This is a genomic window from Flammeovirga yaeyamensis (assembly GCF_018736045.1).
GTDB classification, from domain to species: Bacteria; Bacteroidota; Bacteroidia; order Cytophagales; family Flammeovirgaceae; genus Flammeovirga; species Flammeovirga yaeyamensis.
Map to the genome: position 1 here is coordinate 3,989,011 of NZ_CP076132.1, position 12,175 is coordinate 4,001,185.

Annotated in this window: 11 protein-coding genes; 6 read left to right on the top strand and 5 right to left on the bottom strand. The window is 35.9% G+C overall.

The genetic code is table 11. The features are described from left to right. Window positions 1-134 precede the first annotated feature (134 nt). The 5 genes from ilvA to ilvE all read right to left on the bottom strand — a co-directional run bounded on the left by ilvA (window position 135) and on the right by ilvE (window position 6,476). A complete protein-coding gene (ilvA, locus tag KMW28_RS15770) occupies window positions 135-1,400 on the bottom strand; it encodes a threonine ammonia-lyase (protein ID WP_169662664.1) in 1,266 nt (421 codons plus the stop codon). A 124-nt stretch (window positions 1,401-1,524) separates the two neighbouring features. Next, entirely contained in the window at window positions 1,525-2,067 is a 543-nt protein-coding gene (gene ilvN / locus KMW28_RS15775; protein ID WP_066204806.1) for an acetolactate synthase small subunit, read from the bottom strand. A gap of 10 nt (window positions 2,068-2,077) precedes the next feature. Next, entirely contained in the window at window positions 2,078-3,817 is a 1,740-nt protein-coding gene (ilvB, locus tag KMW28_RS15780; RefSeq protein WP_066204801.1) for a biosynthetic-type acetolactate synthase large subunit, read from the bottom strand. A gap of 41 nt (window positions 3,818-3,858) precedes the next feature. Then, window positions 3,859-5,541, bottom strand: coding sequence for a dihydroxy-acid dehydratase (ilvD, locus tag KMW28_RS15785; RefSeq protein WP_169662665.1), 1,683 nt, complete (start codon window positions 5,539-5,541; stop codon window positions 3,859-3,861). Window positions 5,542-5,579: 38 nt separating this feature from the next. Continuing rightward, a complete protein-coding gene (gene ilvE, locus KMW28_RS15790; RefSeq protein ID WP_066204797.1) occupies window positions 5,580-6,476 on the bottom strand; it encodes a branched-chain-amino-acid transaminase in 897 nt (298 codons plus the stop codon). Window positions 6,477-6,903: 427 nt separating this feature from the next. On the opposite strand from ilvE, the gene KMW28_RS15795 reads away from it, so the two are divergent. The 6 genes from KMW28_RS15795 to lepB all read left to right on the top strand — a co-directional run bounded on the left by KMW28_RS15795 (window position 6,904) and on the right by lepB (window position 12,108). Then, complete coding sequence (locus KMW28_RS15795) at window positions 6,904-7,545, top strand: polysaccharide deacetylase family protein (RefSeq protein WP_169662666.1); 642 nt, start codon at window positions 6,904-6,906, stop codon at window positions 7,543-7,545. A gap of 81 nt (window positions 7,546-7,626) precedes the next feature. After that, a complete protein-coding gene (locus KMW28_RS15800) occupies window positions 7,627-8,406 on the top strand; it encodes a ParA family protein (protein WP_066204792.1) in 780 nt (259 codons plus the stop codon). A 48-nt stretch (window positions 8,407-8,454) separates the two neighbouring features. Beyond that, window positions 8,455-9,405 carry a ParB/RepB/Spo0J family partition protein gene (locus tag KMW28_RS15805; RefSeq protein ID WP_066204789.1) on the top strand — a complete coding sequence of 317 codons (951 nt, stop codon included), beginning with the start codon at window positions 8,455-8,457 and terminating at the stop codon, window positions 9,403-9,405. Beyond that, window positions 9,405-10,109: a DUF5683 domain-containing protein gene (locus KMW28_RS15810; protein ID WP_066204786.1), complete on the top strand. Its 705-nt coding sequence runs from the start codon at window positions 9,405-9,407 to the stop codon at window positions 10,107-10,109. Before KMW28_RS15805 ends, KMW28_RS15810 begins: the two co-directional genes overlap by 1 nt. A 9-nt stretch (window positions 10,110-10,118) precedes the next feature. Continuing rightward, window positions 10,119-10,844, top strand: coding sequence for a 4-hydroxy-tetrahydrodipicolinate reductase (dapB, locus tag KMW28_RS15815; RefSeq protein ID WP_066204784.1), 726 nt, complete (start codon window positions 10,119-10,121; stop codon window positions 10,842-10,844). 4 nt (window positions 10,845-10,848) lie between these two features. After that, entirely contained in the window at window positions 10,849-12,108 is a 1,260-nt protein-coding gene (lepB, locus tag KMW28_RS15820; RefSeq protein ID WP_169662667.1) for a signal peptidase I, read from the top strand. Window positions 12,109-12,175: the final 67 nt, after the last annotated feature.

Below are 12,175 nucleotides of genomic sequence, written 5' to 3' on the forward strand. Positions count from 1 at the left end.
GACGTCGTTTCCTTAAAAGCGATGCAAATATGCACCCTTGTTTGCTATAAAACAAGTATTACACACATTAAAAATGTAATCTAATCTTAATGAAATTGTAAAAGATTGATTTACAAGTCAAAACTAAATGTGATTTAAATCAAAAAATTGAACATATCTTGATTTTCGTTCAATAATTCGAATTTGTAGCCTCCAGCAGTCATCCTATTTTGGAGTGCATTGAAGTCGTTAGGATCTTTCACTTCGATACCAACGATTGCTGGAGCCTTCTCTCTATTTACCTTTTTTGTGTATTCAAAGTGTACAATATCATCTTTTGGTCCTAGTACCTCTGCCAAGAATTCTCTGAGAGCACCAGCTCTTTGAGGGAAACGTACCATAAAGTAATGTTTGTATCCTTCGTATAAAAGAGAACGTTCTTTAATCTCCTCCATACGTCCTATATCGTTATTAGAACCCGATACAACACAGACTACCCTTTTACCCTTGATCTCGTCTTTAATCGCATCTAGAGCAGAAATAGATAAGGCTCCGGCAGGTTCTACAACTATTGCATCTTCATTATATAACTTTAGGATAGTAGAACATACTTTCCCCTCAGGTACTAAGATCACATCTTGTAAGAATTGTTTGGCAATCTGATAGGTATTATCACCTACTCTTTGTACGGCAGCTCCGTCGACAAACTTTTCTATTTTCTCTAATGTAACTACTTCCCCTTGATCTAAAGAGGCTTTCATTGCAGGAGCACCTTCAGGCTCAACCCCAATAATTTTGGTATTCGGACTGATCTGAGAAAAATAGCTACCTACACCAGAAGATAGACCTCCTCCACCAATTGGCATCACCAAGTAGTCGATTTCATCTTTTGCGTCTTCAAGAATTTCTAAACCAACGGTACCCTGACCTTCAATCACTTTAGGATCGTCAAAAGGATGAATAAATACTCTTCCTTCTTGATCACAGCGTTCCATAGCAGCAGCATAAGCATCGTCAAATGTATCGCCTACAAGAACGACTTCTACTTTGTCTTTTCCCCACATTCTTACCTGACTCACTTTTTGATTAGGAGTAGGTGCGGGCATATAAATTACGCCATGAATACCTAGTTGCTTACAAGAATACGCGACGCCTTGTGCATGGTTTCCCGCACTCGCACAAACAATACCTTTGCTTTGTTCATCTTTAGTTAAAGACGAAATTTTATTAAAGGCTCCACGTAATTTATAAGATCGAACAATTTGTAAATCCTCACGCTTTAACCAAATATCTGCACCATAACGCTCAGATAGGTTCATGTTACGCATTAAAGGAGTACGTGTCACTACATCTTTTAATTTTCGATGTGCTTTGACGATTGATTCTACACTTGGTAAATCCACTGCTTCTTTTATTTCCATAATATGATGAAAAGATGATAGTTTTAAATTGAATCAAAACTATCAAAAAGGGGAAAGCGATTGCTCTCCCCCAGTTGTTGATGTATTAAAAAGCTTATACTATTGATCTAAATTGATCAAGGGCTTAAGCAATTGTATCTTCTTGATCAAATTCTGCCAACAGAGAACTAATCTCCTGACGTTCCTTTGACAATGCAATTCTGCCTGAACGACCAAATTGCATCAAGCCGTAAGGTTTTAAAGCATCATACAAAGTATGAGTTTCTTCTTTATGACCTGTTTTTTCGATCACAATAAAGTCAGCTTTTGCAGCTAATATTCTTGCGTGATTCTTTCTAACTATTTCTTCAACAGCATCTGAATCTGTAAGATTATCAACAGCTACCTTATATAAGGCTATTTCTTGATAGATGATTTCGCTATCTTCATATACAAAGCAACGAACAACATCTATTTGTTTTTCTATTTGTTTTGCTACTTTTTCAGCTTGATCTTTAGTAGTGTAAAACACTATTGTAAAACGGTGAACATTTTCGATCTCTGATGCTGATGTAGTCAAACTCTCAATATTCAATTTTCTTCTTGTGAAGATGATTGAAATACGGTTTGTTAAACCTACTACGTTTTCCGTAAATATTGATAAAGTAAATCTTTGTTTTCCTTCCATGATATTGATATTACTTTAAACGAACATTTGATACAGATTCTCCAGTAGGGATCATAGGGAAAACATTTGATTCCTTTTCTACCACTACCTCTAAGAAACATGGACCTTCAGTATTTAACCACTGATCCATCTTAGCACTCAAATCTTCTCTAGATTCTGATTTATCCGCTTTGATATAATAAGACTCCGCCAATTTCACAAAATCAGGATTTACCATCTCTGTAAAAGAGTAACGGCTATCGAAGAATAGTTCTTGCCATTGTCTTACCATACCTAAGAAACTGTTATTTAAAACAAGAATCTTTACAGGAATTTTATATTGGAAAATGGTTCCCAACTCTTGAATCGTCATTTGATATCCTCCATCACCAGAGATAGAAACTACCAAACGATCAGGAGCACCAACTGCTGCACCCATTGCTGCAGGTAAAGCGAATCCCATTGTTCCAAGACCACCAGAACTTACAATACTATCTGTAATTTTAAATTCATAGTATCTTGAAGCTTCCATCTGATGTTGTCCCACATCCGTCACGATAATGGCTTCACCCTTGGTTTTATCAGAAAGCATTTTGATTACCTCAGACATTTTCACTTTTTCAGTAGAGTCGCCTAAAGCATATTCCAATACTTCTTTCTTTTCAATTTCATCACAAGCATGGAATTCAGCCAACCATTCTTCATGCTTTGCTTCGTTCACTTTAGGAATTAACCTTTCTAAAGCTTCTTTTGCATCAGCAATAATTGGCACATCCGCTTTCACATTTTTATCGATCTCAGATGGATCAATTTCGATGTGAATTACTTTTGCTTGTTTTGCATATCTACTTAAATCGCCTGTTACACGATCGTCGAAACGCATGCCAACGGCAATCAATAAGTCACATTCGTTTGTTTTGATGTTGGGACCATAATTACCGTGCATCCCTAAATAACCCACATTTAAAGGATGATCTGCCGGTACAGCCGACAATCCTAATAAAGTAGAAGCCATTGGAATTCCTGCTTTTTCAGCAAAGGCAATTAATTCCTTTTCTGCTTTAGAAAGCATTACTCCGTGTCCTACTAAAATGTATGGTTTCTTTGCTTGATTGATTAATCTAGCTGCATCATCCAATGAAGATTCTTCCGCCTTAGAAACTGGCTTATAGCTTCTAATTCTTGTACATGGCTTATAAGAAAATTCAATTTCTTGGAACTGAGCATCTTTTGTGATATCAATCAATACAGGACCTGGACGGCCACTTTTAGCGATATAAAATGCTTTTGCGATGGCTTCTGGAATTTCAGAAGCCTTGGTTACTTGGTATGTCCACTTCGTTACCGGTGTAGAAATACCAACCACATCTGTTTCTTGGAAAGCATCTGTACCTAAAAGGTGAGACGCTACCTGACCAGTGATTGCCACCAATGGAGTGGAATCAATCATTGCATCAGCAAGACCTGTAATTAAGTTTGTTGCGCCAGGTCCAGAAGTTGCCAGACATACCCCTACTCTATGATTGACTCGAGCATATCCTTGTGCTGCATGTGTAGCACCTTGCTCGTGACGCACAAGAATGTGTTTCAATTTGTCATCATAATGATAAAGCTTATCATACACCGGCATGATCGCTCCACCAGGGTAACCAAACATTGTATCTACTCCTTCTTCTACTAATGCCATCAATAGTGCTTCAGCACCTGATACTTTTTTGGTTGTCTCTTTGGCTTCTTGTTCTTTTGTGAACTCTTTTGCTGTTGTACTCATTATTGAAATGATTTTTCGTACTACTTGTTCTTAATTACAGATTAAAATTCATCTGTTACACATCCTTCGGACGCTGAAGAAACAGTTTTGATATATTTATATAAAATACCCTTTTTAAACTTAGGATCTGGAGCCACCCACTGTGCTCTTCTTTCTGCTAGTTCTTCATCAGAAACAGCTACCTCGATTTTGTTGTTTACAGCATCGATAGTAATCATATCTCCATCTTTCACTAATGCTAGGTTTCCCCCTACAGCAGCTTCTGGTGTAATATGACCTACTACAAAACCGTGAGTACCTCCTGAGAATCTACCATCTGTAATTAATGCTACGTCTTTACCAAGACCTGCACCCATAATCGCAGAAGTTGGCTTTAACATCTCTGGCATACCAGGACCACCTTTTGGACCTTCGTAACGAATCACTACCACATTACCTTTCTCTACTTCTCCGTTAGCTATACCATCAATTACAGCAAATTCATTATCAAATACTTTTGCTGGACCAACGAATTTCTCTCCTTCTTTACCTGTGATTTTCGCTACTGAACCTTCAGTTGCAAGGTTACCGTAAAGAATTTGTAAATGACCAGTTGATTTGATTGGGTTGTCTTGCGGACGCATTAAATCTTGATCAGAACCTAGTGGATCAACATCTGCTAAGTTTTCTGCAATTGTTTTACCAGTTACAGTCATACAAGAACCGTCTAACAAGCCCCAGTTCAGAAGTGTTTTCATTACAGCTGGAATACCACCTACAGCGAATACATCTTCCATTAAATATTTACCCGAAGGTTTTAAATCTGCAAAGAAAGGTACTCTATCAGAAATTCTTTGGATATCATCCAATGTCAATTCAACATCAGCAGCTTTGGCGATGGCCAACATGTGAAGAGTAGCATTGGTAGAACCACCTAATGCCATAATCACTGTTAAAGCGTTTTCGAAAGAAGCTTTTGTTAGAATATCTGAAGGCTTAAGATCTAACTTTAATAAGTTAAGGATCGCAGGACCTAAATTCGCACACTCATTTTTCTTATCATCTGATACTGCAGGGTTAGATGATGAGTAAGGTAAACTCATACCCATTGCTTCAATTGCTGAAGCCATTGTGTTTGCAGTATACATACCACCACATGCACCAGCACCTGGAATAGCATTTTTGATTACACCTTTATAATCTTCGTCTGAAATAGTACCGGCAATTTTTTCACCCAATGCTTCGAAAGCAGATACAATATTCAGTTTTTGTTTTTTCCAACATCCAGAAGCAATCGTACCACCATACAACATGATTGTTGGACGATCAATTCTACACATCGCCATCATAGCACCAGGCATGTTTTTATCACAACCTACTACAGTGATCAAACCATCATAAAACTGACCATTAACAACTGTCTCCACAGAGTCTGCAATAATATCTCTTGATGGTAGTGAGTAACGCATACCAATTGTACCGTTAGTGATACCATCACTAACACCAATAGTATTAAATACTAAACCAACCATCCCTTCTTTTTGAACTCCAGCTTTTACTTTTGCTGCTAATCCATTAAGGTGCATATTACAAGTGTTACCTTCATAACCTGTACTTGCGATACCAATTTGAGGCTTATCCATATCCTCTTCTGTCAAACCAATACCATATAGCATGGCTTGTGCTGCTGGTTGTGTATCGTCTTGCGTAATCGTGCGGCTATGCTTGTTTAACATCTCTGCCATAGTTGTCTTCTTTGTTTGTTGATTTAAAAATCAGTTTGTTATATAATAGAATAGTTATCGTATTCTGATTGTGTCACGTATTGTCTGTATTTCTCGAATACTTCAAAACCAATTGTTTCTTCCCAATCTTTCAAGACTAAATGTCTATCGATTGAGTTGATACCTGTAATTTGAGCAGCAGTACCTGTAAAGAACGCACCATCGATATCTTTTAGATCCTCGGGCTTGTATTGTCCTTCTACCACCTCTACTCCTAATGATTTTGCAATATCAAAAACTACATTTCTTGTGATGCCAGGATAGATATGTCCTTTTTTAGAAGTATAAAGCTTTCCTCCTTTTTCAAAGAAGAAGTTGGCGCCTGTACCTTCCGCGATATATCCATCAACATCCAATAATAAAGCATCATCAAATCCTCTTTCTTTAGCTTCTGCAATAGAAACAATTGAATTAATGTAGTGCCCAGAAATCTTTGCCTCTACATTAAATGAATGCGGACTTGGCCTTGTGTAGGCAGAGATTGTGATATCCAAAAGGTCTTTCCCTAAGAATTTATCCCATCTCCAAGCTGCTATAAAAATGTTGTGCTTCTTCGTTGGTGTTAAGTCCATGTTTGCTTCTGCATATACTAGCGGTCTAATGTATGCATCAGTAAAACCATTTTCTTCCAACAACTGATAAGAAACTCCCACCAATTCATCTACCGTATAATCGAGACCGAGGTGCATTGTATTTGCTGCTTCAAGAAAACGAGTAAAGTGTTCTCTTGCTTTAAAGATGTTTGGACCCAAAGCGGTTCCGTACGCTCTCATAGCGTCAAATACGCCATTACCATAGTGTAATGACTGCGAAAACAAATCTGCTTTCGACTCTGCTGCTTTTACGAATTCTCCATTGTGGAAAATTACTGTGTCTTGATCATAATACTTCACCATAAGCGAAAAGTATTTTAAGGTTGATAAATTGGATTTTTCATGTGATAAAAAAAAACCACTGTCAAGTTTTTTATTCTGACAATGGCCAAGTTTTATATTTTTCAAAATATCATATACTGACCATTACCTCTCCTTTAGCAGGACGACGTTAGCGATAATGACAATATTTAGGATGATATTTTGCATTTTTCTCAACATTTTCAATCATTGTTTAGTTCAAATATAATTACCTATCTTTTTCTTTTGCAAATAATATAACATTCCTTTCTTTTCTTTTTAATAATAATTACGACACCTAACAATCTATCGTAATCGTTTAACAAAGCAAAACATCAAATAACCCTAAATTAGAGAGATTATATTTATCATTTCTAACAAAAAAATTTAATCCGTGTATATTTGTATCAAATAATATTTCTTTTGAAAAATGATACAAAGAGTTGGCAGTATTGTAAGAGATAAAATTTTTCCGTCCCTGACATGGAAAAAAGAAGCAACCTCAATTCCTACTATTTATCTTACTTTTGATGATGGTCCCATTCCTAAGATTACACCTTGGGTTTTGGATCAATTAGCCAAATACAACGCAAAAGCAACCTTCTTTTGTGTGGGTGATAATATCAGAAAACATCCGGATGTATATAATAAGGTATTAGAGGCGGGTCATACTGTAGGTAATCATACTTTTAATCATTTACAATATTGGAAAACTTCTTATAATAAGTATTTGGATAATGTAAAGGTTTGCGATGAACAACTCGTTTCCAATCCACTCTTTGATGCCGATCGAAAGAAACCATTATTCCGACCTCCTCATGGACAAGTGGGAAAACAAATGATACATACTTTAAAAGAAAAGTACGAAATTATCATGTGGCATGTCCTTACAAGAGATTACAATAAGAACTTCAACGAAGAGAAGTGTTTAGCCACAGCAATTAAACTTACAGAGGACGGTTCGATCGTAGTTTTTCACGATAGTATTAAGGCAGAAAAAAATTTAAGGTATGTTCTACCCCGCTTTTTAGAGCATTTTTCTAAAAAAGGGTATGTTTTTGCCTCACTTTAATTAAAGAAAATATAATTTTTTAAAGTAGATGCTGAAAAAAACTATATTTGTGTTTACAAAGAATAAAAGCGTTTAAAAAAAATGGGCAAGATCATAGCTATTGCTAATCAAAAAGGTGGCGTAGGTAAAACAACAACTTCGGTGAATTTAGCTGCAAGCTTTGCTGTTTTAGAATATAATACACTTTTAGTTGATGCAGATCCACAAGCAAACTCCACATCAGGATTAAATTTAGATCCTAAGGAAGAAAGAAAAAGTATCTACAACTGCATGGTAGAAGATATTAATGCAGAAGATATTATTGTGGCCTCTGAATTTGATAATTTAGATATAATTCCATCTCATATCGACCTTGTAGGGGCCGAAATCGAGATGATTGATATAGAAGATAGAGAAACAAGAATGTTGAAAGCACTTGAACAAGTGAAAGACAAATATGATTTCATTATCATTGATTGTTCTCCATCGTTAAATTTAATTACAGTAAATGCACTTACTGCTGCAGATTCTGTAATTATACCTGTGCAATGTGAATATTATGCATTAGAAGGATTGGATAAACTTTTAAAGACTATTGACTTGATCCAATCACGTCTAAATCCTAACTTGTTGATCGAGGGGATTTTGATGACTATGTATGATACGCGTTTGAGACTTTCTAATTTAGTAGTGGAAGACGTGAGAAAGAATTTAGGTGATTTAGTATTTAAGGTGATCATCCCTAGAAACATTAAAATTAGTGAGGCTCCTAGTTTTGGTGTTCCTGTGATTGAGCACGATGCGGTGAGTAAAGGTGCTGTCAGCTACCTCAACTTAGCACAAGAAATATTAAAACGTAACAAGATTGAAGTAAAAGCATAGGAACCGATTATTTACCTCGATTAAATGAACTGATAGGCGGATTAAATTATGCCAGAGAAACAAGAAAAGAAAACATTAAAAAGGAGAAATGCACTAGGTAAAGGTTTAGGTGCCTTACTGGGTGAAAATAAATCTGATGCTCAACCTGAGGAAGTAGTGGAACAAGTAGCCCCTACTCCAGAGGTAACACAACAAGTTGTCGAAAAACTTGATGAAATTGCCATTTCTGAGATCGAAAGAAATCCTTATCAACCTCGTTTGGAGTTTGAAAGTGATGCACTTAAAGAATTGGCAGATTCTATTCGTGTTCAGGGTATTATTCAGCCTATTACAGTCAGAAAACTAACAGAACATCAATATCAAATTATTTCGGGCGAACGTAGATGGAGAGCCTCTCAAATGGCGGGATTGGAAAAGATTCCAGCTTATGTAAGAGGAGCCAACGATACTCAAATGCTTGAAATGGCTTTGATTGAAAATATTCAGAGAGAAGACCTCAATCCTATAGAAATTTCAATCACATACCAACGTTTAATCGCTGAATGTGATCTAAAACAAGAGGAACTTGGTGATCGAGTAGGAAAAAAACGTTCTACTGTGGCCAATTACCTTCGTTTATTGAAGCTTCCACCGGAAATTCAAGCAGGTCTAAGAAGTAATAGTATTTCTATGGGACATGCTCGTGCTTTGGTAAACGTAAATAGTATCGAGGTGCAATTGATGATCTATGATATGATTATCAAGAATGAACTCTCTGTAAGAAAAACTGAAAACCTTGTTAGAGATGTGATTCAAGGTAAAGATCTTAAAAGTGCTAGTGCTAAAGCCAAAAGTCAACCACTTGATTTTGAATTCAGCCGTTTGCAAAGAGATTTATCAACTCACTTTGGTACTCAGATTAAAATTAATAATGCTTCAGATGGAAAAGGTGAAATTAAGATTCCTTACACATCTGTTGAAGATTTAAATAGAATACTTGACATTCTTAAAACACACTGATGCCTAAATTCTTTAAATTTTTATCTTTCTTTTCGCTCATCTTATGCCTATTGTCAGTTTCAAATAATGTGCTTGCACAAGTTGAAACTGATTCTGTGTATAGAAATATGACGGAAGACGAAAAAGTGGCTTATAATGAAAGAGTGATCGATTCACTTAATTCATTAAAACAAATGCCCAATCATATTGATCAGAAAGAAAGAAAAAGGAAGAAACGAACTCAGTATAAAAGTTTAACAGGACCAACACAAGCTTCTTTTTATACCATTGTTATCCCCGGTTTAGGTCAGATACACAATAATAAAGCTTGGAAAATACCTATCCTTTATGGTGGGTACGCCGTGTTTGGTTACTTCATTAAATTTAATCATACCAATTATATAGAAAGTAGTCATTGGTTGGCTTATAAAGCTGATGCTGATCCAACCAACGATGATTTAATTCCTGAAATCTACAGAAACCTATCTGTTGACAACTTGGTCTCAAGAAGGGATCGTTTTCGTAGAGATCGAGATTTTATGATTATTGTTTCTTGTGGTTGGTACTTATTGGGAGCATTGGATGCCGCTGTTGATCAACATTTAAAATATTATGATGTCAGCGAGGATCTCTCTTTTCAATTTAAACCGGCTGCTATTCCAGATCCATTAACCGGATTACCTGCATTAGGAGCAACTTTAACTTTAAATATAAATTCGAAATAGATATAACAAATGAATTTTTTATTAATAGGATACGGAAAAATGGGTAAAACCATTGAGGGTATTTTAAAAGAACGTGGACACAACATTGTCAATATTATTGACTTAAACAATAGAGAAGATTTAATCAATATCGACCCTTCTACTGTAGATGTGGCAATTGAATTTACTCAACCTAGTTCAGCCTACGATAATATCAAAGTATGTCTGGATAAAGGAATAAGAGTAGTTTCTGGTACTACAGGTTGGTTGGATAAGAAAGAAGAAGTTGAAGCGGCTACTAAAGCTCAAAACACTGCTTTCTTCTATGCATCAAATTATAGTTTAGGTGTAAATATCTTCTTTGCTTTAAATAAAAAACTAGCTGAGATGATGTCTGCTTTTAATAAGGAGTACAAATCATCAATGGTAGAAATTCATCATACTCAAAAATTGGATGCCCCAAGTGGTACTGCAATCACTTTAGCTGAAGGTGTGATCGAAAAATTTGCAGGTGTGGACTCTTGGACGCTTAAAGGCGAGGATGAAGCTAAAGCAAACGGTATCGAAATCGAAGCACTTAGAGAGCCAGACGTTCCTGGTACACATGAGGTGACTTACGAATCTGAAATCGACAGAATTGACATTAAACACACAGCACATTCAAGAAAAGGTTTTGCTCTAGGTGCTGTTTTAGCTGGAGAATGGCTTCATAAAAAAGAAGGTATCTTTGGTATGGAAGACATGTTAGCTTTATAGGATTATGAGTAATAAAAAGAAAAAAGGATTTTTAAGGGAATGGGGCGATGCTCTACTTTTTGCAGTAGTAGCTGCAACATTTATTCGTTGGATTGCTTTTGAAGCCTTCACGATCCCTACCTCATCCATGGAAAAATCTCTTTACATTGGTGATTTTCTATTCGTAAGTAAATTACATTACGGTCCTCGTACTCCGAAGACACCTCTTCAAGTTCCACTTACACATCAAAAAATCTGGGGAACTGATATTAATTCATTCTCTGATGCCATTCAATTACCTCAGTTTCGTTTACCTGGATTTAGCGAGGTGAAGAACAATGATGTGGTTGTTTTCAACTACCCAGCTGAATTGAATGATTATCCAACGGATTTGAAAACCAATTATATCAAAAGATGTATTGGTATTGCTGGTGATGATATCGAGATCAAAGAGCAAGTAGTTTATATAAACGGACAAAAAGCGGATTATGGCGATTATGTTAACCTTCAAACAGGTTATGATATGGTCACAAAACAATTGCTTACTAAAGATGCTTTAGAGGAATTAAGTATTTACTATAATATCCATGATGTTGCTATCTTCCCGTCTCCAGAAAGAGCAAATTACATTAATGAACAGTATGGTGGATATGTTATTTCGAAATCAAGTGAGAACAATACCTACACTTACAAGAATGTAAATCTTACTGATAAGCAGGTAGAGGAGTTGAAGAAGAATCCATTAGTTGTGTCATTGACTAAAGTGATGGATATTGAACCAAGTCCAAACATTTTTGGGTCTGCTGTAAACAATTGGTCAACTGATAATTTTGGACCATTACACATTCCAAAAGAAGGTGAAGAGGTAAAAATTACTACTGAAACTTGGCCTTATTACAAAGACATCATTCAGAAGTATGAGGAAAATGACAATCCTCAGTTCAAAGGTGGAAAGTTATACATCGGAGGACAAGAAACAGATATTTATACTATTCAACAGAATTACTATTTCATGATGGGTGATAATAGACACAATTCTTTGGATTCAAGATTCTGGGGTTTTGTTCCTGAAGATCACATTATTGGTAAAGCTGTAATGACTTGGTTCTCTAGAAACCCTAATCCTGATACGGGTTCTGTTCGATGGGATCGTATCTTACACATTATCGATAGCGACTTCCAATTACCAAGCATTATCAAGATTATTATATTGGCTATTTTCTTTGGAACAATTTTCTTTTTCTCAAAAAAAGAAAAAGCGAATAAAGGGATTGACAATAACTAAATTTTCTTAGTAAATTATATTAGTAAAAGCCGAAGTACTCCTTCGGCTTTTAGAGCATATTTGAAAT